This window comes from Streptomyces phaeolivaceus, from assembly GCF_009184865.1.
GTDB lineage: Bacteria > Actinomycetota > Actinomycetes > Streptomycetales > Streptomycetaceae > Streptomyces > Streptomyces phaeolivaceus.
Genome location: NZ_CP045096.1, coordinates 8,190,990 through 8,217,148 on the forward strand (window position 1 = coordinate 8,190,990; position 26,159 = coordinate 8,217,148).

Annotated in this window: 15 protein-coding genes and 1 pseudogene; 8 read left to right on the forward strand and 8 right to left on the reverse strand. The window is 70.5% G+C overall.

Features of this window, described 5'->3' with window-relative positions:
* Nucleotides 1–79: 79 nt before the first annotated feature.
* Together F9278_RS46500 and F9278_RS37555 are read right to left on the reverse strand one after the other, a co-directional pair.
* The gene (locus tag F9278_RS46500) at nt 80–2,605 is read right to left on the reverse strand and encodes a hypothetical protein (protein ID WP_193241815.1); all 2,526 of its coding nucleotides are present in this window, start codon (nt 2,603–2,605) and stop codon (nt 80–82) included.
* 247 nt (nt 2,606–2,852) lie between these two features.
* Entirely contained in the window at nt 2,853–3,950 is a 1,098-nt protein-coding gene (locus F9278_RS37555) for an LCP family protein (protein WP_152172273.1), read from the reverse strand.
* Between the two features lie 379 nt (nt 3,951–4,329).
* On the opposite strand from F9278_RS37555, the gene F9278_RS37560 reads away from it, so the two are divergent.
* From F9278_RS37560 to F9278_RS37580, 5 genes and pseudogenes are all read left to right on the forward strand, one after another.
* Nucleotides 4,330–5,964, forward strand: a complete 1,635-nt coding sequence (locus F9278_RS37560; protein ID WP_226967121.1) for a stealth family protein — start codon at nt 4,330–4,332, stop codon at nt 5,962–5,964.
* A 159-nt stretch (nt 5,965–6,123) separates the two neighbouring features.
* Nucleotides 6,124–7,632, forward strand: a pseudogene (locus F9278_RS37565) (sugar phosphotransferase); the annotation flags it as partial.
* A 281-nt stretch (nt 7,633–7,913) separates the two neighbouring features.
* Entirely contained in the window at nt 7,914–9,677 is a 1,764-nt protein-coding gene (locus tag F9278_RS37570; RefSeq protein WP_152172274.1) for a stealth family protein, read from the forward strand.
* Nucleotides 9,674–11,770, forward strand: a complete 2,097-nt coding sequence (locus F9278_RS37575; protein ID WP_152172275.1) for a glycosyltransferase family 4 protein — start codon at nt 9,674–9,676, stop codon at nt 11,768–11,770. The genes F9278_RS37570 and F9278_RS37575 overlap by 4 nt, the downstream gene beginning before the upstream one ends.
* Before the next feature lie 22 nt (nt 11,771–11,792).
* Nucleotides 11,793–13,190 (forward strand): GDSL-type esterase/lipase family protein, encoded by a 1,398-nt coding sequence (locus F9278_RS37580; RefSeq protein WP_152172276.1) that lies wholly within the window; start codon nt 11,793–11,795, stop codon nt 13,188–13,190.
* Between the two features lie 71 nt (nt 13,191–13,261).
* Here F9278_RS37580 and F9278_RS37585 read toward each other — a convergent pair whose 3' ends face one another.
* From F9278_RS37585 to F9278_RS37600, 4 genes are all read right to left on the reverse strand, one after another.
* Nucleotides 13,262–15,397 (reverse strand): 3-hydroxyacyl-CoA dehydrogenase NAD-binding domain-containing protein, encoded by a 2,136-nt coding sequence (locus F9278_RS37585; RefSeq protein WP_152172277.1) that lies wholly within the window; start codon nt 15,395–15,397, stop codon nt 13,262–13,264.
* Entirely contained in the window at nt 15,394–16,620 is a 1,227-nt protein-coding gene (locus F9278_RS37590; protein ID WP_152172278.1) for a thiolase family protein, read from the reverse strand. Before F9278_RS37590 ends, F9278_RS37585 begins: the two co-directional genes overlap by 4 nt.
* A 225-nt stretch (nt 16,621–16,845) precedes the next feature.
* Complete coding sequence (locus tag F9278_RS37595) at nt 16,846–17,868, reverse strand: LacI family DNA-binding transcriptional regulator (RefSeq protein WP_152172279.1); 1,023 nt, start codon at nt 17,866–17,868, stop codon at nt 16,846–16,848.
* Nucleotides 17,865–20,318 (reverse strand): glycoside hydrolase family 2 protein, encoded by a 2,454-nt coding sequence (locus F9278_RS37600; RefSeq protein WP_152172280.1) that lies wholly within the window; start codon nt 20,316–20,318, stop codon nt 17,865–17,867. The genes F9278_RS37595 and F9278_RS37600 overlap by 4 nt, the downstream gene beginning before the upstream one ends.
* A 185-nt stretch (nt 20,319–20,503) precedes the next feature.
* Here F9278_RS37600 and F9278_RS37605 point away from each other — a divergent pair, with 185 nt between their 5' ends.
* Genes F9278_RS37605 through F9278_RS37615 form a run of 3 tightly spaced genes read left to right on the forward strand, consistent with a single transcriptional unit; the run spans nt 20,504 to nt 23,567 of the window.
* Complete coding sequence (locus tag F9278_RS37605; protein ID WP_152172281.1) at nt 20,504–21,829, forward strand: ABC transporter substrate-binding protein; 1,326 nt, start codon at nt 20,504–20,506, stop codon at nt 21,827–21,829.
* Nucleotides 21,829–22,704 (forward strand): carbohydrate ABC transporter permease, encoded by an 876-nt coding sequence (locus F9278_RS37610; RefSeq protein WP_152172282.1) that lies wholly within the window; start codon nt 21,829–21,831, stop codon nt 22,702–22,704. Before F9278_RS37605 ends, F9278_RS37610 begins: the two co-directional genes overlap by 1 nt.
* On the forward strand, nt 22,701–23,567 hold the full coding sequence (locus F9278_RS37615) for a carbohydrate ABC transporter permease (protein WP_193241816.1): 867 nt from the start codon (nt 22,701–22,703) through the stop codon (nt 23,565–23,567). Before F9278_RS37610 ends, F9278_RS37615 begins: the two co-directional genes overlap by 4 nt.
* Before the next feature lie 133 nt (nt 23,568–23,700).
* Here the strand turns inward: F9278_RS37615 and F9278_RS37620 are convergent, their stop codons facing one another.
* Together F9278_RS37620 and F9278_RS37625 are read right to left on the reverse strand one after the other, a co-directional pair.
* Nucleotides 23,701–25,002, reverse strand: a complete 1,302-nt coding sequence (locus F9278_RS37620; RefSeq protein ID WP_193241817.1) for a ribonuclease D — start codon at nt 25,000–25,002, stop codon at nt 23,701–23,703.
* A 176-nt stretch (nt 25,003–25,178) separates the two neighbouring features.
* Complete coding sequence (locus F9278_RS37625; RefSeq protein WP_033529424.1) at nt 25,179–25,838, reverse strand: helix-turn-helix transcriptional regulator; 660 nt, start codon at nt 25,836–25,838, stop codon at nt 25,179–25,181.
* Between the last annotated feature and the right edge of the window lie 321 nt (nt 25,839–26,159).

The following is a 26,159-nucleotide window of genomic DNA, read 5'->3' on the forward strand; positions in this document are numbered from 1 at the left end:
GTGGGGGTATGTGGGGGGATATGGGGGGATGTGGAGGGGCGAAGAGGGCGAGGGGGGTGGGCGGGGAGGTGGTCGATCGTCAGGGAAAGCGCCACAACTCCGTCTTGTCGTCGCCGCTCACCGCGAGGAGCCTGCCGGTCGGGTCGAGGTCAAGGCGGTCGCCGGACGAGGAGGGCACCCGGTGGATCAGCCGTGGACGCTCCGGCCGGCTCATGTCCCACAGCTGTGCGGTCCGGGCACCGGTGACCGGGTCGTTCGCCATGAACGCGAGCCGTCCGCCGTCCTCGCTGAAGACGAAGTCGGAGACATCACGTACATCGGTGTTTCTGACGACTGTTCGCGGATCGGCCGGGTTCTCAAGGCTGAGGACGGCCCAGCCGCCGTCGTCGTGCGCCGCGACCAGCAGCGGCCCCCGCGGTGCGAAGGTCGCCTCCCGCAGTTTCGGAACGAGGCTCTGCTGAGCCGCGGGCCCGGGACCGGACTCCTCGGTTCCGGGGGCGATGCCGGAGAGGTCGAGAATGGCCGTCTGGGAGCTGAGGGAGACGGCGATCAGGTTTCCGTCGGCACTCAGCGAGGTGTTCCAGACGGGACTCTGCACCTGGATGCCACCGCCTGCGAACGGGCGTGGCGCGTGGGGCACCGAGACGTCGTCCACGAAGAAGTTGCCGCTCCTGCCCATCAGGTCGGAGAACCCGTAGGCGAGCCGTCGGCCGTCGGCCGAGAGCTCCAGTCTGTTGCCCGTGCTGTGCGGGGCGACCCAGCGGGTCAGCAGCACGGGAGCGGACGGGTCCTCGACTCCTTGGACGAAGATCTCGTACCGGCTGCGGGCGAAGAGGGTCTTTCCGTCCGGTGTGAAGACCAGGTTGGACACGCCTGCCTTGACGGCTTCGGCGGACAACGGGCCGAGGCGATGGGCGTCGGCCGGATCGCTGATGTCCCACAGGTCACCGCCGAGGGCGATGACCGAGCCGTCCGGCCGGAACTTGGCCGGACCGGCGGCCGGCAGTGTGGCCACGCGGGTCGGTGCGCCGTCCGGCCCTTTCGTGTACGAGGGCGCGGCGGAGGGACCGTTGGCGCCGCCCGTGCCGCCGGACGGCCCGTTGCGCGGCTCGCCCGAGGCGGTGGGCCCGCTGTCGCCGCCTGTTCCGGGAGCGCCGGTGCCGCTCGGTGTGCCGGTACGGGGAGTCCCGCTCGGGCTGCCGGAGGGAGTACCGCTCGGCGTACCGCTGGGGGACCCACCGGAGCGGCTGGGACGCGGACTGTCCGGGGGCGCCGATTGTCGGGTGTCGGCGGAGGAGGTGGCGGACGTGGAGGGTGTGGGGCTGGGCGGGGGCGGGTCCGTGGTGGCGGTGGGTGAGGGGGAGGAGGACGTGGACGGCTCGCCGTCGGGTCCGCCGTGCGTGCCCCGGGGCGGCTGGTTCGTCTCGTACTTCCGGAACGGCTGCGCCTTGCCGCGGCGGACCGCGACACCCTCCGGGCCCCGGGGATCGTGGATCCAGACGACGCCCGCCCGCTCGACGAGACGCAGGTGGGCGGAGGCCCGGGTGGTGACGCGGATCGACCCGCGCAGCCGACCCGTACGCATGTCGGCGACCAGAACCCGCCCGCTGCGCCCCTTCGGCAGGTGCACCAGATCGCCCGCCTCCACGAAGGCCCGGCCGAGCTCGGCGTCCGCGCGCACCCCTGTGCTGACGACGGCGATCCCCGCTCCGGTACGCGGATCGAGGGAGACGAGCTTTCCGGACCGCAGGAGCAGGACGAGATGGGCGGCCGACGCCGAGGCCGCACCCACCCCCGTCACGGGGTCGCGGCCGGACACCGACTCGGGCAGGGGCACACGGGTGCGCGCGTGCTCGCCCGTCAGCGCGACGAAGTGGCCGCTGTCGGCGTTGACGGCGTACATCGCGCCGCCCACCGAGGTGAGCCACACCTGGTCGCCGGGTTCCCCGACGGCCGTCCGGCGGACCCGCTCACGGCCGCGCCCGCTCCGTACGGCGGCCACGGTCCCGTCCGAGGGCAGTGCCACCCACAGGGTGCCGTCGCTGTCCTCGGCGGACTGCCCCAGGCGACCGCCGAGCCGGGTCCGCCGCTCCCAGGCCGGAGGGGAGCCGGGTGTCACCTCGACGAGTTCGCCGCGCTCCGGGGCGACGCAGTACACGCGGGACCCGATCACGGTGTGGGCACAGGTGTCGCTCGGGGCGAACGGTCCCTCCACACGCAGGCTGACGGGGTCCACCAACGAGTACGAGGAGTCGCCGCCGAGGCGGCCGGAGGAGTCCGTGACGACCAGGGAGCGGGGGTCGGCCGCCGTGTCGCCGGAGGCGTCCGGCGGCACGGCCCGCCGCCCGGGACCCGTCACCTCGGCGACGGTCATCCGGTCATGGCCGCGCAACGCGGGTACGGGCAGCTGGAACTGGGGTGACACGGCGACGCCGTTCATCTGGGTCAGCAGGCCGGGGCCGCTGCTGGGGAGCCAGACCGAGCCGTCCTCCAGCTCCGGCCGGAGCCGGTCGTCAGGGCTGCCGAAGGCCATCATCGAGGCGAACGCCGTGAGCGCGGCCAGCGCCAGGACGAGAGGCGTGCGGCGCCGAGGCGCTCCGTCCACCGCACGCGGGTGGGGAGACCGATACCACTCGACACTCATCGGCTCTCGCGCGCTCCGCTTTCCCGTTTTCCCGGTAGGTCCGTCCCCGCGCCGTGGTCGTGCGGCGACCATCGGCGGGATGCACAGTCAAACCTCCGGCACGCAGAAAGCGCCCGTGTTCGTACGAAATTCAGCCCTATGGGTTATCTGTCGTACGTGTGTTCCTGGAGTGTTGGGTGGGTCCCCGCGCCCCTGACCGGACCCACACCTACGAGGCGCCGCCCGTCGCCGGGGACTTCTTCGCCGAGTCCGGGATCTCCTTGTCGGCGCGCAGGGCCTTCCAGAGCGTCGTCGCCTGGGGTTCGGCGGCGACGACCCGGTTGGGGTCGGTCTTGTCGTAGGCGACCGGGAGCATGATCGTTTCCATGGTGGCCGGGTCGACGCCGTTCATGCTGCGGGCGAAGTCGGAGAGCGCGGTGAGGGAGTCGAGGTCGGAGTCGGTGGTGAGGGACTCGGTGAGGCTGTCCGCGATCCTGTAGGCCTTGGTGGGGCTGCCCAGCAGGTCCTGCTTCTTGATCTCGCCCAGCAGGGCGATCATGAACTGCTGCTGGAGGCCGATACGGCCGAGATCGCTGCCGTCGCCGACGCCGTGCCGGGTGCGGACGAAGGCCAGGGACTGGGTGCCGTCGAGCCGGTGGGTGCCCGCCTCCAGGTCGAGGCCGCTGGACTTGTCGTGGATGGCCTCGTCGACGGTGACCGTCACGCCGCCTATCGCGTCCACGAGCCCCTTGAACCCGGCGAAGTCGATCTCCATGAAGTGGTCCATGCGGATGCCGGACATCTGCTCCACGGTCTTCACCACACAGGCCGGACCGGCCAGCGAGTAGACCGAGTTGAACATCACACGCTTCGCGGAGGCGAGCGTGGAGCCGTCTGACTTGACGCACTCGGGCCGGGTCACCAGGGTGTCGCGGGGGATGCTGATCGCGACGGCCTCGCTGCGGCCCTCGGGTATGTGCATCACCAGCGCGGTGTCGGAGCGGGCGCCCGAGACATCGCCCGTGCCGAGGTCGGCGTTCTTCCCGGAGCGTGAGTCGGAGCCGAGGACCAGGATGTTCTGACCGGAGGTGGGCAGCTTCTCCGGGCGGTCGTCGCCGATCGCCTTGTCGAGGTCGACGCCGTCGATGTTGCCGTCGAGGTCGCTGTAGAGCCAGTAGCCGGTGCCGCCGGCCGCCAGGACGAGGACGACCAGACCGAGCGCGATCCAGCGCCACACCCGGCGCCCGCGCTGCCGCCCGGCCCGGCGACTCGACGGCGCACGCCTGGATCTCGGGCTCTGGTCCGGCTCCGTCAGGGCGTGCGTCATGGCGCCTCGGTGTCCTCTCGTGGTGTGGCTTGATGCGATCGATGCCGACCCTGGCGACACAGGAGGCACAGACATACGAATGTTCGACAAAATGCGACGAGTCCGAACTATAAACCGACCGTCAGGGCGGGTCGGGTGGCACCCTGTTCACCCTTCGGTTACCGAGAGTTCGGTCACGATGTCGTTTGCTGTGTGTTTTCTGTCATTTTTTGCCTGCTGTTGACAGTTGGCTGATTTGGTCGTGATGATGTGCCAGACCTGTGCAAGGTTCAAGTTTTTATATGAATGAATCCGACAGTGTCGTCGGTGTGTAAGTGGTCACGTTTCGCCCCGGGGGGTGCGAAGCCGGGTGGCCAACGGGGGTTGAGGGGCAGTAGGCGTGACAACCGTTTCCGAGCCCGGCGTCCAACGGACACCGGGTGATTCCAGCCATGCCCGGCGGATCCCCTCCGCCTCTCCGCCGCAGAGTTCCGGCCACCCGCCCAACCCCGCGGTGGCCGCCGAGCGCGGTGATGTCTACGTCGAGCCGGGCCTGACCCCGCTGGCGGCCCGCGAGGCCAACCGCGGCGCCCTCACCTCCCTGCTCGACGCGGCCGGTGTCCCGTACTTCGCCGTGCGCGGCACCTCGGACCACGGCACCGTCGTCGCCGTCGCCGAGCAGGACCGCGAGCGGGTGCTCGGCGCGGTCTTCCGGGGCCTCGGCCAGTACCCCGGCCATCTGAGCGTGATCGACCCCGACGCGCCCCGGCCCGCCCGCCCCGTCTCCTCGCGCGACCCGAAGGCCTGGCGCGGGGTCTCCACGGCCCGGATCGTCCAGGTCGGCTGGTACCGCACCGACCCCGGCCGGCATCTGCTGCTCGGCCACGAGTACGGCTGCGCCGTCGAGTTCTGGCAGCCGCACGGCGACCACCTCGTCGCGCCCCGCGCCAACCGCGCCACCTGGGCCGTCGCCGCGCGGGGCGTGAACGTGTACGGCGCCGCCCGGCTGTTCAGCCGCTTCGTGTCGGACTGGACCCCGCCGCACCTCGCGCCCGCGCTCGCCACCCGCCCGGAGTTCCTGGTCGACTGCGCGGACGACATCGGCTTCCCCGTCGACGCCGTCTACACCTGGGTCGACGGGAACGACCCCGCGTGGCAGCGGCGCAAGGCGCTGGCCAAGGGCGAGGCGTACCACGCCGAGTCGGCGAGCGACGCGCGCTTCATCAGCCGCGACGAACTGCGCTACTCGGTCCGGTCGCTGCATCTGTTCGCACCCTGGATCCGCAATATCCACATCGTCACCGACGACCAGGTCCCGGCCTGGCTGCGCGAGGACCTGCCCGGTCTGCGGATCACGAGCCACCGCGAGATCTTCCGCGACCCGGCGGACCTGCCGACGTTCAACTCGCACTCGATCGAGAGCCAGCTGCACCACATCGAGGGCCTCGCCGAGCACTTCCTGTACTTCAACGACGACATGTTCATGGGCCGCCCGGTCGCCCCGCACGCCTTCTTCACCCCGTCCGGCACCGCCCGCTACTTCCCCTCCCGCAACCGCATCCCGCAGGGCCCGGTCACCGAGACCGACACCCCGGTCGACGCGGCCTGCAAGAACAACCGTGCGCTCCTGAAGGAACGTTTCGGCAAGGTGATCACCCAGCCGATGGAGCACATCCCGTACGCGCTGCGCCGCTCGGCGATGGAGGAGGCCGAGCGGGACTTCCCGGAGGCCTGGGCGCGTACCTCGGCCAGCCGGTTCCGCGCGATGACGGACCTCTCCCCGACCTCGTCGTTCGCGCTCTACTACGCGGCGCTCACCGGGCGGGCCCAGCCCGGTTCGATGCCCTTCACCTATCTGCAGCTGGCCGTCCCCGACCTCGCGGACCGGCTGGGCCGGCTGCTCGACGGCCGGAACCAGGACAGCTTCTGTCTCAACGACGCGTTCTCCACGCCCGAGGACATCGAGGCCCAGCAGGAACTCCTCGACGGATTCCTCGACGCGTACTTCCCCACCCCGAGCCCGTACGAGCGGTGAACGGCGCCCGACGGGGTCCGCTCGACCGACGAGCGGACCTCCGACCCGATGCATGGCCCCTACAAGTGACGAAGCCCCTACAAGTGACGAAGCCCCTGCAAGTGACGAAGTCCCCAGAAGCGACGAAGCCCCCGCGAGCGATGGAACGGAGTTCATGACGTGTCCGACCAGACGTCGTTGAGCTCCGCCGCCCACGTCTATCAGCGCCTCGTCCCGCAGCCGGTCCGTACCGTCGCCGCGACCACCGTCCCCGGACGCGTCCGACGCAAGGCCAAGCGGTCGCTGGCCCGTGCCCTCGGCCGCCGCGAGGCCCGGCTGCACCAGCGTGCCCTGCGGCGGGTCCGCAAGGCGGAGTTCGGGCACTCCGAGCGCCGCACCCAGGCGTACGACGGCCGGATCGGGCATGTGCACAGCGGACTGACCGTCGACCTCGCCCGCCGCCTCGACCACAACCTGGTCACCCACGCCCTCGACGCCGCCGACATCCCCTGGTTCGCGGTGCCCGCCCTCGACGACCGGCGGATCTGTCTGGCCGTGGAGCAGCGGGACAAGGGCGCGGTCCGCCGGGCACTACGCGCGTTGCTGGAGGAACACACCGGGTACGTGGTGTCCGTCTCGCCCGCGAACAGCGAGAGCCAGGACATCCCGGGCAGCCATGTGAAGGCGTGGAAGCACTTCGGCAAGGCCCGGGTGATCCGGCTCACCTGGCTGCGCACCGACCCCACCGAGAACCTGTGGGTCGGCGAGGACCAGGGCGTCGAGATCGAGTTCTGGACCGTCAACACCGATCTGCCGCGGGAACGGGTCGTCGGCCCGCGCCCCAACCGGGTCCAGCGGGCCGTGCCCAGCGACGCCCTCGGCATCGAGATCGGCCTCGACCGGCTCTCCGGCTATCTCGACATCGACGGCGCCATGGAGCCGACGATCACCCTGGAGAACTTCGACATCGCCCGCCTGGAGGAGATCACCTTCCCCGTCGACGCGGTCCTGCTCCACCAGCACGCCACCCCCTGGGGCGAGGAACTGCTGCGCGCCGCCCTGCGCTCGCTGCACCAGTACGCGCCCTGGACCGACGTCGTCCACGTGGTCGCGCAGGCCCCCGTCCCCGACTGGCTGCGGGCCGACGAACGCCTCAGCATCGTGCCCGCCCGGCCGGGCGCCGAGTGGCGGCTGCACCAACTGCCCGACATCGCCGACCACTTCCTGCTGCTGCGGCCCGGCGCGCTGCTCGGCCGCCCCGTGCGGGCCTTCGACTACTTCACCCCGCACGGTGTGACCCGCCCCCGCCGCGGCCCCTGGACCGCGCAGGAGTCCTTCGCGCCCTGGACCCGCTCCGCGTACGCGGCGACCGGCCGGGTCACCGCGCACGGCTATGCCGAGGGCCCGCAGCCGTACAGCTGCGAGACCCTGTCCCGGCTCGCGGAGTCGGGCGCCGCCGCGCTCCTGCCGCTGCCCGACGTCCAGACGGCCCCGGCGGCCACCGGCACCCACCCCATGGACGGGCTGATCCACCACTTCGGCGCCGTCGCCGGACTCGCCGACCCCTCCGGCGAGGCGACCGTCACCCTGCACACCGCCCTCCCCGGCCTCACCCACCACCTGGAGCGGCTGCTCGTCCGCAGGGACAGCCAACAGCTCCAACTCACCGGCCTGGGCGCGCCACAGGCCCTGGGGCCTGCGGCGGAAGTGGCGCCTGCCGGGCGACGCCTGGCACGCACTCTCGACGCACCGGGCGAAAGCCCAAGTACATCCAGTACGAGGCCTTCCGCCCGGCACGCCGAGAGCACGCACCAGACGCCGCCCGGCCCGCCCTCCGGGCGGACGACGCCGCTTCCGCCGCAGGCCCCGGCCCAGGGCGGCACCGAGGCCGTCCTGCGTTTCCTGCGCCGCTACTACCCCGTGCCCAGCGTCTTCGAGCACGGGGACTCCGAGGGGTCGGACAACCAGTCGTGAGCATGGGCAATCCCGAGGCGTCCGCCCTGGTCGGGGCGTACCGCACGCTCGTCCCGACCGGGCTGCGCCGCCGTATCGCGCGCCGCGTCCCGCCGCGGCTGCGCATGGCGCTCAAGCAGCTGCTGCGCCACCTCCAGTCGGTCACCCTGGGCTCCCGGCTGCTCCGCGCGGCCCGCGCCCGCCGCCGCTGGCCGCATCTGTTCCGCGCGGAGGAACGGCTCGCCGCGCTGGCCGGACCCGGGGCGCAGATCGCCCTCGTACGCCCCACGGTGTCGCCGCTCGGGCTGCGCGAGGCCAACCTCGAACTGGTGGTGAGCCTGCTGGAGGAGGCGGGCGTCGACTACTTCGCGATCCGCGGCAACTCCGACTTCCGTTCCTGCCTCGCGGTCGCCGAGACCGACCGGGACCGGGTGCGCGCGGCCCTCGACCGCTGCGCCGCGAGCGCACCGGTGTACGTCACGGCCTGCCGGGGCGAGACCGCCACCGGCCGTACCGCGCTGTGCGGCTCCAAGCCCGGCCGGCGGATCGCGGGGGAGGCCCGGGTGCTGCGCGTCGGCATGCTGTGGAGCGACCCGGCGGGCTCCCTGGTGCTCGGCCCGGAACACGGCTGCGACATCGAGTTCTGGCGGTCCGAGGACGGCCGCCTGGTCGCCCCGCGCCCCAACCGGGTCACCGAGGACGTCTCGCCCGCCGAGCCCCGGGTCACCGTCCCCGTCAGCCGGCTCACCGGCTTCGCCGCCCTGCACACCCGCCGCACCCGCGCGGTCCGCACCATCGCGCCCTGCGCCGACGCCCTCCCCGAGGACGTCCGCTTCCCCGTCGACGTCGTCTACACCTGGGTCGACGGCGACGACCCGGCCTGGCAGCGCCGCCGCGCCGACTTCGGGCACACCGGCTACCACACCGAGTCCGCGAACGCCGCCCGCTACATCAGCCGCGACGAACTGCGCTACTCGCTGCGCGCCCTGGAGCAGAACGCCCCCTGGGTCCGTCACGTCTACGTCGTCACCGACCGGCAGCGCCCGGCCTGGCTCCTCGACCGCCACCCCCGCGTCACGGTCGTCGACCACTCCGAGATCTTCGCCGACCCGAGCGCCCTGCCCACCTTCAACTCCCATGCCATCGAGAGCCGGCTGCACCACATCCCCGGTCTCGCCGAGCACTTCCTCTACTTCAACGACGACATGTTCCTGGGCCGCCCCGTCACCCCGGGGGACTTCTTCCTCTCCAACGGCATGACCCGTACGTTCTTCTCGCCCTCCCAGGTCCCGAGGTGGGAGCGCACCCAGGGCGACCGCCCGGTCGACGCGGCCGGCAAGAACAACCGCCGGCTGCTGCTGGACAACTTCGGCTCCGTCATCGTGCAGAAGGTCCGGCACGCCCCGTACGCCCTGCGCCGCAGTGTGCTGCACGAGATCGAGCGGGAGTTCGCGGACGCCCACCGGGCCACCTCGCACAGCCGGTTCCGCAGCGCGGACGACATCTCCATCCCGTCGTCGCTGTACCACTACTACGCGTACTTCACCGGCCGGGCCGTGCCCTCCGACATCAGCTTCGCCTATCTCGACCTGGCCCGCCCCGAGATCCAGCGGCGCCTGGGCATCCTGCTGGCCCGCCGCGACCGGCAGGCGTTCTGCATCAACGACACCCTCTCCGACGGCCACGACATCGACCGGCAGACGGCGATGCTCGGCCGGTTCCTCGATTCCTACTACCCCGTGCCGAGTCCCTTCGAGCGGAAGGAGCGTGAGGTCCGGTGAAGATCTCCTTCCTGATCAACAACATCTACGGCATCGGGGGCACCAACCGCACGGTCATCAACCTCGCCGAGGCGCTCGCCGTCCACCACGAGGTCGAGATCGTCTCGGTGTTCCGCCGCACGACCGCCACCAAGTTCGAGATCTCCCCGAGGATCACCGTCCGCGCGCTGGTCGACCTGCGGCCCGGATCCGGCGACCGGGGCGCGGCGGGCAGCGACGAGCCCAGTGAAGTGGTGCCGCGCCAGGAGGAGTTCTTCGCGCAGTACAGCGGATTCACCGACCAGCGCATCATCCGCGAGTTGAAGAAGACGGACGCCGATGTCGTGGTCGGCACCCGCCCCAGCCTCAATCTCTTCGTCGCCGCCCACACCCGCGACGGCGCCCTGCGGGTGGCCCAGGAACACATGACCCACCTGGCCATCCCGCCCGCCGTGCGCGCCGAGATGGCCCGCGTCTACCCCCGGCTCGACGGCATCACCACGGTCACCGAGGCCGACGCCCGCTCCTTCATGGAGCACACCCCGATCCCCGGCCTCACCGTCGTCGGCATCCCCAACAGCGTGCCCCGGCCCGCCGTCCCGCCCTCCGACTGCACGCACAAGGTCGTCGTCAGCGCCGGCCGGATGCACCACATCAAGCGGTACGACCTTCTCGTCCGCGCCTTCGGGATGCTCGCCGAGGAGTTCCCCGACTGGCAGCTGCGCATCTACGGCGACGGCGGTGAGGCCGGGAAGCTCCGCGCCCTGGTAACCGAACTCGGCCTCGCGGGACGGGCGTTGCTCATGGGCGGCTTCTCACCCATCGAGTCGGAGTGGGCCAAGGGCTCCATCGCCGCCGTGACGTCGAGCGCCGAGTCCTTCGGTATGACCCTGGTCGAGGCCATGCGCTGCGGCCTGCCCGTGGTCTCCACCGACTGTCCCGTGGGCCCCCGGGAGATCCTGGCCGACGGCGAGGACGGCCTCCTCGTGACCAACGGCGACGTGGACGCCGTCGCCTGGGGGCTGCGGCGCCTGATGGCCGACGAGAACCTGCGCCGCGACATGGGCGCCGCCGCGCAGCGCAACTCCGCCCGCTACGACCCCGCCGCCGTCGCCGCCCGCTATGTCGAGCTGTTCGAGGACGCGGCCCGCCGCCGCGCCGCCCGGACGAAGGGGTACCGGGCGCCCGCCGGACCCCGGAAGAAGGCCGAGGCCCTGGCCGTCGTACCCCCGACCTCCCTCGCCGCGGCCACCGTGGACGTCACGGCGGACGACGCGGGCTGGCTGCGCTTCGCCACCGACGGCCCCGCCGAGGGCCGCCACCGCTGGCAGTTCGTGCTCCGCCACAAGCCCTCCGACGGCGACCGGCTGCCCGACCTGCCGCTGCGCACCGTACGCAAACCGCTCGACAACGGCGGCACCCGCTACACCGCCGCCATCACCCCCTCCGCCCTCGACCACCTCGGCGACGGACGCTGGCAGGTGACCATGCGCGCCCCGAAGACGGGCGCCGTCCACATGAAGGCCGGCCTGCGCGACACCCGCGCCCTCATCGACGCCCGCGACCGCCTGGTGGCCAGGCCCCCGACCGGCCCGGTCGGCTGGAACCTCCCGTACGCACAGCCCAACGGCCGCCTGATGCTGCGCAGTGTGCTCCGCCAGGACCACGCCGAATGCGTGGGCGTGGAGGTGACCGACACCGGTATCGCGGTGGAGGGCGTGCTCTGCGGGAAGCGTCTGCTGAAGCCCGGCGCGCTCTTCGTGGTCAGCCGCCGGGGCCGGCACTCCACCAACTTCACGGTGCCCGTGCAACTGCTGGGGAGCCGGCGGTTCCGCGCCGAGGCACCCGTGCGGCGCGTGGTCGACCACCGCCTCGAACGCTGGGAGGACTGGGACTGGTGGCTCCAGCCCGACCCCGCCGACCGGAGCAAGCTCCGTGTCTGCCACCTCCTGGAGGACTTCCCCGACGTCAAGGGCGCCTTCGCCTACCCGCCGGTGCCCCTCGTCGGCGACGAGCCCTCCGCGTACGCCGTGATCCACCCCGCGCGCCCCGTGTGGGTACGGCCGTACTGCTCGGCCTCGGGCGCCATGGCCATGAACGTCGTAGACCGCTAGACCGTCAGGACGGACGAGAGAGATGAACCGGACGATATTCGTGCTCGGGGACTCCGTGCCCGCGCCTCGCACCGACGAGGAGGCGCCCATGGCGGGCTGGGGCCAGAAGATCGAGGAGCTGCTGCTCGGCCCGATCGAGGTCGCCAACTACGCCCGCTCCGCCATGACCAGCCGTAAGTACTTCACCGAGCGCTTCCCGGCGATGCTCAACCGGATGAAGCGCGGAGACATCGTCCTCATCGGCTTCGGCTGCGTGGACCACATGATCCACAACGGGACGCGGTACGTCCCGGTCCCCGAGTACAAGGAACTGCTCCGCCTCTTCGTCACCCATGTGCACCAGGAGGGCGGGGTGCCCGTCCTCGTCACCCCCACGGCCCGGTACGCCTTCTCCGCCACCGGCGAGGTCCTCGACACCCTGGGCGGGCACCCCCGCGCCATGGCCGAGGTCGCCGCTGAACTGGGCGCCCCGCTGGTCGACCTGACGAGCCGCACCATGGAACTGTGGGCCGAGATCGGCCCGATGCGGCTGCGCCAGTACTTCTGCTGGGTCGACGCCGGCGACCACCCCGGGCACCCCGACGGCAGTATCGACTCCACCCATCTCAACCACACCGGCGCCTTCGAGGTCGCCCGGATCGTCGTCGCCGGCCTGTGCAACCTGGGCGTCCTCGACAAGTCCGAGGTGAACGTCCAGGCCCTCATGGAACCGCCGACCATGCCCCCGGTCTCCGGCGAGTTCACCATCCAGTCCCCGGAGTCCGCGCTGCACTACGCGCCACGCGGCGGCGAGGCACCGGTCATCAGCAGGCCCGCCCTGGGCGGACTCTCCGGCCCCATGGTCAAGTTCACCGGAGTCGCCGCGCCCGGCACGGACTACCTGCTCTTCTTCGAGGACGGCCAGTACCTCGGCGGTACGGGCGTCGGCAGCACCGGCCAGTGGCTCTGGCGCCGCTCGGTCAACTGGTCCGGCGGCGAGCACGTCGTCCAGTGCGTCGGCCTGCGCGGCGACGGCTGCACCCCGGTCCTGGAACACCGCTTCACCGTGCGCACCGAGGTCCCGGCCCCGCTGGTCACGGCACCCGCCGAGGGCGCCTTCGCCGGGCCCCGGCCGCGCTTCGCGGGCAAGGCGGAACAGGGCGTCACCAAGGTGGTCCTGCTGGAACACGGCGTCCTCATCGGCGCGACCGGCGTCAACGACAGCGGCGAGTGGTCCTTCACCCACGCCCACGCCTGGCGCCCCGGCCCCCACACCGTCGAGGTCGTCGCTCTCTTCGGCGCCACCGAATCCCCGGCCACCGCACGGACGTTCAAGGTCGTCGGCATCCCCGAGAACAGCCCCGTCCGGATGTCCGGGGCCTCCCGGCACGACTGCGCCGACACGGTCTGCGAGCACCGGCCGTTCACGGGGGACTGGTGACGGTGACTCCGACGGCATGACAGGAGGGCCCCCGCCCGAAAGCGGAGGCCCTCCTCGTGTCCGTACGACCGTTACGCGGGGACCGAAGCCACCCCGGCCGCCAGGAACTTCTTGCCGTTGACGCGCTCGCTGACGCCCTCACGGTCCAGGTACGGCGTGATGCCGCCCAGGTGGAAGGGCCAGCCCGCGCCGGTGATCAGGCAGAGGTCGATGTCCTGCGCCTCGGCGACGACACCCTCGTCGAGCATGAGCCCGATCTCCTGGGCGACGGCGTCGAGGACGCGGGCCCGGACCCGCTCCTCGGACAGGGCGACATCGCCCTGCTTGAGGAGCGCGGCGACCTCGGGGTCCAGCTCCGGCTTGAACCCGTTTTCTGCGGAGTAGACGTAGAAGCCGCGCTTGCCGGCCTTGACGACGGCGGCGAGGTTCGGGGAGACCGTGAAGCGGTCCGGGAACGCCCGGTTGAGGGTCTCGGAGACATGCAGACCGATGGCCGGGCCGACCAGCTCAAGGAGGACCAGCGGCGACATCGGCAGCCCCAGCGGCTCGACCGCCTTCTCGGCGACCTCGACCGAGGTGCCCTCGTCGATGACGTTCTGGATCTCGCCCATGAAGCGGGTCAGGATGCGGTTCACGACGAACGCCGGGGCGTCCTTGACCAGAACCGCCGTCTTCTTCAGCTTCTTGGCGACGGCGAAGGCCGTGGCCAGCGAGGCGTCGTCGGTCGTCTCGCCCCGGACGATCTCCAGGAGCGGCAGGATCGCGACCGGGTTGAAGAAGTGGAAGCCGACGACCCGCTCGGGGTTCTTCAGCTTCGACGCCATCTCGGTCACCGACAGCGAGGAGGTGTTGGTGGCGAGGATCGCGTGCGCCGGGGCGACCGCCTCGACCTCCGCGAACACCTGCTGCTTGACACCGATCTCCTCGAACACGGCCTCGATGATGAAGTCCGCGTCCGCGAAGCCCTCGGCCTTGTCCAGCACACCGGTGACCAGCGCCTTGAGGCGGTTGGCCTTGTCCTGGTTGATCCGGCCCTTGAGCAGCAGCTTGTCGATCTCGGCGTGGACATAGCCCACACCCTTGTCGACGCGCTCCTGGTCGATGTCGGTCAGCACGACCGGCACCTCCAGGCGGCGCAGGAAGAGCAGCGCGAGCTGGGAGGCCATCAGACCGGCGCCGACGACACCGACCTTGGTGACCGGGCGGGCCAGGTTCTTGTCCGGGGCACCGGCCGGGCGCTTGCCGCGCTTCTGCACCAGGTTGAACGCGTAGATACCGGCGCGCAGCTCGCCACCCATGATCAGGTCGGCGAGGGCGACGTCCTCGGCGTCGAAGCCCTGCTGGAGGTCACCGTTCTTGGCGGCCTCGATGATGTCCAGCGCGCGGTACGCGGCCGGGGCCGCCCCGTGCACCTTGGAGTCCGCGATGAACCGGCCCTTGGCGACGGCCTGGTCCCAGCCCTCACCGCGGTCGATCACGGGACGCTCGACCGTGACGTCACCCTTGAGGACGTTCGCCGTCCAGATCAGCGACTGCTCCAGGAAGTCGACGCCCTCGAAGATCGCGTCCGCGATGCCGAGGTCGAAGACCTGCTGCCCCTTGAGCTGCTTGTTCTGGTTGAGGCTGTTCTCGATGATCACCGAGACGGCCTTCTCGGCACCGATCAGGTTCGGCAGCAGCGCGCAGCCGCCCCAGCCCGGGACCAGCCCGAGGAAGACCTCGGGGAGCGAGAACGCCGGGATGGCCTTGGAGACGGTCCGGTAGGCGCAGTGCAGACCGACCTCGACGCCACCGCCCATCGCCGCGCCGTTGTAGTACGCGAAGGTCGGGACGGCGAGCGCGGACAGCCGCTTGAGGACCTCGTGGCCGCCCTTGCCGATGGCGAGCGCGTCGTCGTGGTTCTTCAGCAGCTCGACGCCCTTGAGGTCGGCGCCGACGGCGAAGATGAACGGCTTGCCGGTGACACCCGCACCGACGATCTCGCCGGCCGCGGCCTCCTTCTCGACCTGGTCGATGGCGGTGTTCAGGTTCGCCAGCGACGCCGGGCCGAAGGTGGTCGGCTTGGTGTGGTCGAAGCCGTTGTCCAGCGTGATGAGCGCGAAGCGCCCGGCGCCGAACGGCAGGTCGAGGTGGCGTACGTGCGCGGACGTCACGACCTCGTCGGGGAACAGCTCGGCCGCGCCCTTGAGGAGTTCGGTGGTGCTCACTTGTCGCCTCCGGCGTCCTTGTGGTGCGGGTTCTCCCAGATGACCGTGGCGCCCATGCCGAAGCCGACGCACATGGTGGTGAGGCCGTACCGGACCTCCGGCTGCTCCTCGAACTGGCGGGCGAGCTGCGTCATCAGACGCACACCCGACGAGGCCAGCGGGTGACCGAAGGCGATGGCGCCGCCGTACTGGTTGACGCGCGCGTCGTCGTCCGCGATGCCGTAGTGCTCCAGGAAGGCCAGCACCTGCACGGCGAAGGCCTCGTTGATCTCGAACAGACCGATGTCGTCGATGGACAGGCCCGCCTGGGCGAGCGCCTTCTCCGTCGCCGGGATCGGGCCGTAGCCCATGACCTCCGGCTCGACACCCGCGAAGGAGTACGAGACGAGGCGCATCTTGACCGGGAGGTTGTTCTCGCGGGCGAAGTCCTCGGACGCGATGAGGGAGGCGGTCGCGCCGTCGTTCAGCCCGGCCGCGTTACCGGCGGTGACCCGCCCGTGGACGCGGAACGGGGTCTTCAGGCCCGTGAGGTTCTCGATGGTCGTCCCCGGCCGCATCGGCTCGTCCGACGTCACCAGGCCCCAGCCGGTCTCACCGGCCTCCGCGTTGGTGCGGCGGACCGAGATCGGCACCAGGTCGGCCTGGATCTTGCCGTTGGCGTACGCCTTGGCGGCCTTCTCCTGCGAGCGCACGGCGTACTCGTCGGCGCGCTGCTTGGTGATCGTCGGGTACCGGTCGTGCAGGTTCTCGGCGGTCATGCCCATGAACAGGGCGGACTCGTCGACCAGCTTCTCGCTGACGAACCGCGGGTTCGGGTCCACGCCCTCGCCCATCGGGTGGCGGCCCATGTGCTCGACACCACCGGCGATGGCCACGTCGTACGCGCCGAACGCGACGGAACCGGCGACCGAGGTGACGGCGGTCAGCGCGCCGGCGCACATCCGGTCGATGGAGTAACCGGGCACCGACTGCGGCAGCCCGGCGAGGATGCCCGCCGTACGGCCGATGGTCAGACCCTGGTCACCGATCTGCGTGGTCGCGGCGATGGCGACCTCGTCGATCTTCGCGGGCTCCAGCCCCGGGTTGCGGCGCAGCAGCTCCCGGATCGCCTTCACGACGAGGTCGTCGGCACGGGTCTCGTGGTAGATGCCCTTCGGGCCCGCCTTGCCGAACGGGGTGCGGACGCCGTCGACGAAGACGACTTCCTTGACGGTACGAGGCACGATGGCTCTCCTCCAGAGGTGCGGGACGGCACTGCTGCGATACGCAACCGCTGAGCGGGCGCTCAGCCCCATGCTACTTGCGAGTAACCGCACTGCCCACCCCTGGGCGGGGGAGCGGTGAAGGTCACATCGGCTTCAGATGTTACCGCCGGTTACCCGAAGCCACCGCAGGGGCGCGGGGAACTGCGCGACCAGCCGAAACGAACCCGCGGTCCCGTATGGCGCTCAAGGGGCAGTCGCAGTGGACCCTCTCGGAACCAGCAAGGGCGTAGCCGCCGGATGAGAACCCCCACCCCCACCGATCACCTCGAACAACGTCCGCGCCACATCCGCCCCGAACCCATGCACGTCATGACTCATCGCGGAAAGCGTCGGCCGCGTCAGCCGACACAGCTGCGAATCGTCCCAGGCCAGCAACGACACATCCTCCGGCACCCGCACCCCCATCTCCGCCGCCACCGACAACCCCGCCACCGCCATGATGTCGTTGTCGTACACGATCGCGGTCGGCCGATCGTCCTCCGGCGCGGTCAACAGCGACCGCGTCGCCCGCGCCCCCGCCTCCCCCGAGAAGTCGGTCGCCACCTGCCAGACCCGGACCAGCTTCAGCGAACCGGCCGCCCTCTCGAACGCCTCCGTACGAAGGGCCGAGTGCCCCAACGACGCCGCGCCCCCCACCCGCGCGATCCGCCGATGCCCCAGCGCCACCAGATACCGCACCGCCTCCGTCACGGCGGTCGTGTCGTCCGTCCACACGGAGGTGAGCCCCCCGGTCAGCGACGGATGTCCGACGGCCACCACCGGCATGCCCAGCCGCCCCACCGCCGCCACTCTCGGATCATCCGCGCGGAAATCGACGAGGATCGACCCGCTGACCTGCCGCCCCCGCCACCACGCGTCCTGCAGCCCCACCTCCTCCTCCAGATTCCGCACCAGCCGCAGCAGCAGCGAACAGGACCGCTCGGTGAGCACGCCCTCCACCCCGGAGATGAACTCCATGTAGAACGGCTCGCGCCCCAGCAGCTTCGCCGGCCGGCAGATGGCCAGCCCCACGACGTCCACCCGCTGACTCGACAGCGACCGCGCCGCCAGATTCGGCGCCCACCCCAACTCCCGTGCCGCCGCGAAGATCCGGTCCCTTGTGGCGTCGGACAGCCCCGGCTTCCGGTTGAACGCGAGCGACACCGCCCCCTTGGACACCCCCGCCCGCGCGGCGACGTCCTTGATGGTCACGCGGGGGGTCGTCATCGGCCGGGCTCCAGGCAGTACAGCGCCGACCGGGCGGCATCCGGGTCGGGCGTCCCCCACCCGCTGACACCGATGGTCACCCGCTCCCCGGGAAGCAGCGTGACGAGCCCCCGGTCCGCCCGCGCCTCCGGGTCCAGCCGGTCCGCCTGGAGGAGCAGATCCCGTACGAGGGTGTGGGCCGTCACCGTGACCGCGCCCGGAGCGACGGTCACGTCGAACTCCGGCCGGGGATAAGGGATTTCACGGTCAGGACTCGGAAAGTACAGGGCCCGCGGCCCACCCGCACCCGCACCCGCACCCGCACCCGCCCTCACGCTCGCGTCCGTGTCCGGGTCCGCGTCCGGGTCCGCGTCCGCGACGAGGAACTCCTTGGGCCCGCCCGGCTCCAGCTCCCTCGGCACGTCCACCCGTGCCACCGCCCGTCCCGCGACGGCGAACTCCACCCCCGTCTCCCCGATCACCGCCCCGTCGACGGACATCCGCCGCAGCCGCACGACCCCCGCCCACTCGTCGGCCGCCTGATTCACCACCGCCAACACCGGCCCCGCCCCCCGCACTTGCAGCGTCAGCAACCGGTCCGCGTACAGCCGCCGCAGCTCGTGATAGAGCGGCTTCTCTCTCCCGTCCCCGTCGATCGCGGCCCAAGAGGTCACCGGCCAGCAGTCGTTGAGCTGCCACACGATCGTGCCCGCGCACACCGGCCAGTGCGACCGCCAGTGCTCGATCCCGGCGGCGATCGCGCGCGCCTGGTTGACCTGCGTCAGATAGTGCCAGCGGGCGAAGTCCCCTTCCGGCAGGGCGAAATGCCGCGCGAGCCCCCGCTCCAGCTTCCCGTTCCCGTCCGCCGCCTTCTGGCGATGCAGCATGCCGGGCGAGTCGGCGGCGAGTTCCTCACCCGGCAGCGCCCGCCGCAGGGTCGCGTACGCGGGCGGCGCCTGCCATCCGAACTCGGCCACGAAACGTGGCACGTTCGTCCGGTACTCCGCGTAGTCCTCACGGTTCCACACCTCCCAGGAGTGGTGCGTACCGTGCGCGGGATCGTTCGGATGCCGCTCCCACGACCCCGACCAGGGGCTGCCCGCCGTGTACGGCCTTGTCGGGTCCAACTCCGCGACCACACGCGGCAGCAGCCCCAGGTAGTACCCCTCGCCCCACGACTCCCCGGCAAGCCGCTCCTCCCAGCCCCAGTCCCGGAACCCCCACAGGTTCTCGTTGTTGCCGTTCCACAGCACCAGCGAGGGATGCGGCATCAGCCGTACGACGTTCTCCCGGGCCTCGGCCTCCACCTCGCCCCGCAGCGGCTGTTCCTCCGGATAGGCCGCGCACGCGAACGGGAAGTCCTGCCAGACCAGCAGCCCCGACTCGTCGCAGAGGTCGTAGAAGTCCTCGCTCTCGTAGATCCCGCCGCCCCAGATCCGTACGAGGTCGACACCGGCCCCGGCCGCCTGGCGCAGCCGCTCCCGGTAGCGCTCGCGGGTGACGCGGGAGGGGAACACGTCGTCCGGGATCCAGTTCACCCCGCGCGCGAACAGCCGCTCGCCGTTGACGACGAGGGTGAACCCGGTTCCGTGCTCATCGGTGCTCCGGTCCAGCTCCACGGTCCGGAACCCGACCCGCCGCCGCCACACATCGAGCGCGGACCCCTCGCCGTGCAACGTCAACTCGACCTCGTACAAGGGCTGTTCGCCATATCCGCGCGGCCACCACAACTCCACGCCCGGCACCTCCAGCCGGATGACCCCGCCGGTCCCCTCGACCTCGGCGACCGCGCTGACGCCGCCCACCCGGGCCTCCAGCCGCAACCCCGCCTCGACGGCCGCCCGTTCCACGTCGACGAGCAGTTCCACGCGCCCGGTCGTGCCCTCCACCGTGACCAGTGGCCGTACCCGCGCGATCCGGGCCGTGGACCATCTCTCCAGCCGAACGGGCCGCCAGATCCCGGCGGTCACGAGTGTCGGCCCCCAGTCCCAGCCGAACGAGCAGGCCATCTTCCTGATGAACTGAAAGGGTTCGGGATAGGCGTTCGGCCGGTCGCCGAGCCGCTGACGCACCGCCTCCGCCTCGGCGTACGCGGAGGCGAACCGCACGGAGAGCCGCCCGCTCGTCCCGGTGATGTCGAAGCGGTACGAGCGGTGCATGTTCCGCACGGAGCCGAGGACCCGGCCGTCGAGCCGAATCTCGGCGGCGGTGTCCAGCCCGTCGAAGACCAGATCGACCTGATCATGCCCACCGCCGGCAGAGACGCCGGTCGTACCCGGCAGCTCCACCTCGTACGTCCACTCGCGGCGCCCGACCCACGCCACCTCGGTCTCGTTCCGCCCGATAAAGGGGTCCGGGATCAGCCCCGCGGCCAGCAGATCGGTGTGTACGCACCCGGGCACCTCGGCGGGAAGGGAATCTCCCTCATGTCGCAGGATCCAGCCCTCGGTGAGTGGTGTGGCCTCCAGCATGTGCGCACTCCTAAACCGGTCCAGTCCATTTCATCGACACTCTCGCGAAATCTTTCGACAGCCTTGGCGAAATAGCGACTTTACCGGTTCAGTAACTGCCTGCCAGAGTGCCGAACCAGCCATCTGTCTCTCCCTCCTCCCCCCATCCCACCCGTGCTCGTCCGTCCCGAACGGAGCTGGTGCACATGAACCACCGGAAGACGCTCAAGACGCTCACCGGAACGGCGCTGGCGGCCGTACTCCTCGCCTCCGGCTGCACCGGCGGCGGAGGCAGTTCGAAAGGCGCCGACGCCGAGGCGGCCGACGACCCGTCACAGGTCTCCGGAACCATCACGGTGCTCACCCACCGGACGGACATCGTGCAGGACGGCACGATGAAGAAATACGCCGAGGATTTCAACAGGACCTATCCGAAGGTGAAGGTCGAATTCGACGCGATCACCGACTACGAGGCCGAAGTGAAGATCCGTATGAACACGGAGAACTACGGCGACGTCCTCATGATCCCGGCCGTCATCCAGAAGAACGACTACCCCAAGTTCTTCGCCTCGCTGGGCACCCAGAAGGAACTGAGCGAGAAGTACCGCTTCACCGGATTCACCGCCGTCGACGGCAAGGTCTACGGCCAGAGCCCGATGGGCGCGACCCCCGGTTTCCTCTACAACAAACGGATCTGGGCCGAGGCCGGCGTCACCGACTGGCCCACCACCCCGGCGGAGTTCCTCACCGCGCTGAAGGCCATCAAGGCCAAGACCGACGCCGTCCCGTACTACACCAACTTCGCCGCCCAGTGGCCGCTGACCCAGTGGACGTACGTCAACGGCTCGGTCAGCTGCGACACCGAGGCCACCACCGCGCTCGCCGAGGGCAACCCCTGGGGCGCTGACGGTGAACTGCGTGTGGGCGACCGGCTGTTGTACGACATCGTCGACCAGGGCCTGATCGAGAAGGACCCGGCGACCACGAACTGGGAGAACTCCAAACCCCAGTTGGCCAAGGGCGAGATCGCGACGGCGTGGCTGGGCAGCTGGGCGATCATCCAGTTCCGGCAGGCGGCCGAGAAGGCCGGCGCCGACCCCGACGACATCGGATTCATGCCGTTCCCCGCCCGAGTCGACGGCAAGGCCTGCGCGACCGCCAACCCCGACTACAACCAGGCCGTCAGCATCCACTCCGAGCACAAGGCGGCGGCCCGCGCCTGGGTCGACTGGTTCACCGAGAAGTCGGGCTACGCGGCGGACAACCTGTCCATCTCGACGCTGAAGGACGCCCCGCTGCCCGAGGTGCTCAAGCCGTACGAGGAGCAGGGCGTCGAACTCATCGAGCTGGACGACACCGCCGGCGGCACGGTCAAGAACATCGACAGCGCCTCCGAGGTCGGCATCTTCGGCCCCGCCTACCGTCAGGAACTGGTCGACATCGCCCGGGGCGCCAAGGACGGCGACATCGACGACTTCCTCGACGACCTGGGCAAGCGCTGGACCGAGGCAGAGAAGACCGTGGGGTCCTGATGCGCCGGGCGCGCCTGTGGCGCACGCTCACCCCCTGGCTCTTCCTGGCCGCCCCGCTGACGCTGCTGATCGTGTTCACCTACGCGCCGGTCGCCAACATGCTGGCGTACAGCTTCACCGACTGGGACGGCGTCAGCCCCGAACTGACCTACACCGGTCCCGACAACTACGTCGAGATCTTCACCCGCCCCGAGCTGTTCCAGGTCTTCTTCGTCAGCGGCTACTACCTGGCCGCCTCGGCCGTACAGATCGGGCTCGCCCTCTACTTCGCGACGATCCTCAGCTTCAACGTCCGCTTCCGGAACCTCTTCAAGGGCATCCTGTTCTTCCCGTACCTGATCAACGGCGTCGCGATCGGTTTCGTCTTCCTGTACTTCTTCCAGGACGGCGGCACCCTCGACTCGGTCCTCGCCCTCTTCGGCCACGAGTCCGACCGCACCTGGCTGGGCTCGCCGACCTCCGCCAACATCTCCCTCGCGAGCGTCTCCGTCTGGCGCTACACGGGCCTGAACTTCGTGCTCTTCCTCGGCGCGATCCAGTCGATCCCGGGGGAGTTGTACGAGGCCGCCGAACTCGACGGCGCGAACCGCTGGCACCAGTTCCGGTTCATCATCGCGCCCGGCATCCGCCCGGTGCTGAGCCTGAGCGTGATCCTCTCGATCTCCGGTTCCCTCTCGGTCTTCGAGATCCCGTACATCATGACCGGCGGCGCCACCGGCACCGAGACCTTCGTGATCCAGACCGTCAAGCTCGCCTTCCAGTTCAACAAGACGGGCCTCGCGTCGGCCGCCGCGGTCGTCCTGCTGCTGATCATCCTGGCGGTGACATGGCTGCAACGCCGACTGGTCCCCGACGACAGGGTGGACCTCGTATGACGACACCGGCGACCACGACGACCGCGACTCCCGTGCTGCGGAGGCGAGTCGCCCGCACGCTCACGTACCTGTCCTTGGTCGGCGCGTCGGCCGTGGTTCTGCTGCCCCTCCTCGTGGTCGTCCTGACCTCGCTCAAGACCGAGCGGCAGATGGCCGACGACAGCGGCGCCCTCACGCTCCCCGACAGCTTCCTGAACCTCGGGAACTACGCCACGGCCTTCCGCGACGGCGAGATGCTCACCGCCTTCGGCAACACGGCCTTCATCCTCTTCTTCGCCATCACCGGAACGGTCCTCATCGGCTCGATGGCGGCCTACGCGATCGACCGTTTCGCGTTCCGTTTCCGGAAACCGGTCGTCGCCCTCTTCCTGGTCGCCACCCTCGTCCCCGGCGTCACCACCCAGGTCGCGACCTTCCAGATCGTCGACAGCCTCGGCATGTTCGACACCCTCTGGGCCCCGATCGCTCTCTACATGGGCACCGATATCGTCTCGATCTACATCTTCCTGCAGTTCATGCGCTCGATCCCGGTCTCCCTGGACGAGTCCGCCCGCCTGGACGGCGCCAACGCCTTCACGATCTACCGAAAGGTCATCTTCCCGCTCCTGAAACCCGCGATCGCCACGGTCGTCATCGTCAAGGGGATCACCGTCTACAACGACTTCTACATCCCCTTCCTCTACCTGCCCTCCGACGACCGAGGCGTCATCTCGACCTCCCTCTTCCGCTTCAAGGGCCCCTTCGGCGCCCACTGGGAAACGATCTCGGCAGGAGCGATCCTGGTCGTCCTCCCGACCCTGATCGCCTTCCTGCTCCTCCAGAGATTCATCTACAACGGCTTCACGAGGGGAGCGACGAAGTAGGGGGGTCCGGAACAACTGCCGGGCACCACAGGCCTTTTGGGGCGCGGGGCTGTTTCAATATGCGGCTCCGCCGCGTGGGCGCGACCAGCCACGACGAACCCGCACCCGCCAACGCACAGAACCCCTACGACGACTAGGCACCCTTCACCTTCGCCACCGCCCCCATCGCCCCCACCAACACCGGCGTCACCAACTCCACCTGCCAAGCCCGAGCCCCATACCCCGCCAACGCCGCAGAGATCGACTCGGCGTCAGCCGTGACCGGCGGCTCCCAGCACAACCGCCGCACCGTATCGGGGGTGATCAGGTTCTCCTGAGGCATCGCGAGCTGCTCGGCCAGCGCGGACACCCCCGCCCGCGCCGCCGACAACCGCGCCGCCGCGGCCGGATCCTTGTCGGCCCACGCCTTCGGCGGCGGCGGCCCCGTCACCGGCTGCCCATGCGCCGGCAGCGCCGAGTCCGGCAGGGCCCTGGCCCGGTCCACCGCCGCCTGCCACTGCTCCAGCTGCCGCCGCCCCATCCGATGCCCGAACCCGTTCAGCGCGGCCAGCGCGTGCGCGTTGACCGGCAGCGCCAAGGACGCCTCCACGATCGCCGCGTCGCTCAGCACCTTGCCCGGCGACACGTCCCGCCGCTGGGCGATTCGGTCCCGGGCCTCCCACATCTCCCGTACGACGGCCATCTGCCGACGGCGCCGCACCTTGTGCATCCCGGACGTACGCCGCCACGGGTCCTTGCGCGGTTCGGCGGGCGGCGCGGTCGCGATCGCGTCGAACTCCTGCCGCGCCCACTCCAGCTTCCCCTGCCGGTCCAGCTCCTTCTCCAGGGCGTCCCGCAGGTCCACGAGGAGCTCCACGTCGAGCGCCGCGTACCGCAGCCAGGGCTCGGGCAGCGGGCGGGTGGACCAGTCGACCGCGGAGTGGCCCTTCTCCAGGACGTAGCCGAGGACGCCCTCCACCATCGCGCCGAGGCCGACCCGGGGGAATCCGGCGAGGCGCCCGGCCAGTTCGGTGTCGAAGATCCGTGTCGGCACCATGTCTATCTCGCGCAGACAGGGCAGATCCTGGGTGGCCGCGTGGAGGACCCACTCGACGCCGGAGAGCGCCTCACCGAGGCCGGAGAGGTCGGGGCAGGCGACGGGGTCGATGAGCGCGGTGCCCGCGCCCTCGCGGCGCAGCTGCACCAGATAGGCGCGCTGACCGTAGCGGTAACCGGACGCGCGTTCGGCGTCCACGGCGACGGGGCCGGAGCCGGCGGCGAACGCGGCGATCACCTCGGCGAGCGAGGACTCGTCGGCGATCACGGCCGGAATGCCGTCCCGTGGCTCCAGCAAAGGGATCGGCGCCCCCGCTTCAGAAGATCCGCCGTCGTCCGGAGGGGCGCCTCCGGTGGTTCGCAGGGTCCTGTCTGCTGCGGTCTCTTGGGCGTCGGTCACCTGTCAAGGGTATCCGTGTATGGACATGGCCCGCCGACGGAACGTTCCGGCGACGGGCCATGCAGGGGCGTAAACCAGTCATGTGTCACACGTGTCAGTGAATGTTCCCGGCGAAACGGGAGGGGCCGGATATCAGCGAACGATCCCGGCCCCTTCCTGTCGTGGTGCCCTCGGTGTCAGTGGATGATCCCGGTGCGCAGGGCCACCGCCACCATTCCGGCGCGGTCGCCGGTGCCGAGCTTGCGCGCGATTCGGGCCAAGTGGCTCTTGACCGTGAGCGCGGACAGGCCCATGGAGACGCCGATCGCCTTGTTCGACTGCCCCTCCGCCACCAGGCGCAGCACCTCGACCTCGCGGCCCGACAGCTCCCGGTAGCCGCCCGGGTGGCTCGGGGCTCCCGGGGGGCGGCGGTGCATACGGGCGGCGGAGCCGATGGGGGCGGCACCCGGACGGGTGGGCAGTCCGATGTTGGTACGGGTGCCGGTGACGACGTATCCCTTCACACCGCCCGCGAGGGCGTTGCGTACGGCGCCGATGTCGTCGGCGGCGGAGAGGGCGAGGCCGTTGGGCCACCCCGCCGCGCGGGTCTCGGAGAGGAGGGTCAGGCCGGAACCGTCCGGCAGGTGAACGTCCGCGACACAGATGTCACGGGGGTTGCCGACGCGGGGACGGGCCTCGGCGATGGACGAGGCCTCGATGACATCGCGGACCCCGAGGGCCCACAGGTGCCGGGTGACGGTGGACCGGACCCGGGGGTCGGCCACCACCACCATCGCGGTCGGCTTGTTCGGACGGTAGGCGACCAGGCTTGCGGGCTGCTCGAGGAGAACGGACACCAGGCCTCCTGGGTGCGGGACGGGGGCGGGTTCGCCGAGCTCGTGGGGTCGAAGCCGGGACGAACCGTGCTTTCAAGGTCACAGAGGTCTTCGGCACCAAACCTCTGCTCCTTTAGAGAATGATCACGATTTAGTGAGTAACAATCCGTGCAATTCGGACACGTCTTCGATCATTCGAAGATCGAACGGTGTCGCTTCACGTCGATACGAGGCCGAAAGTGGCCGTATCGACAAAGTGATGGTTTCGGCCGGTGTGATGGTCGGTGCGGTCGCCCGCACGCGAAAAGGGCCGTGCTCCGAGGAGCACGGCCCTGAGGGTCG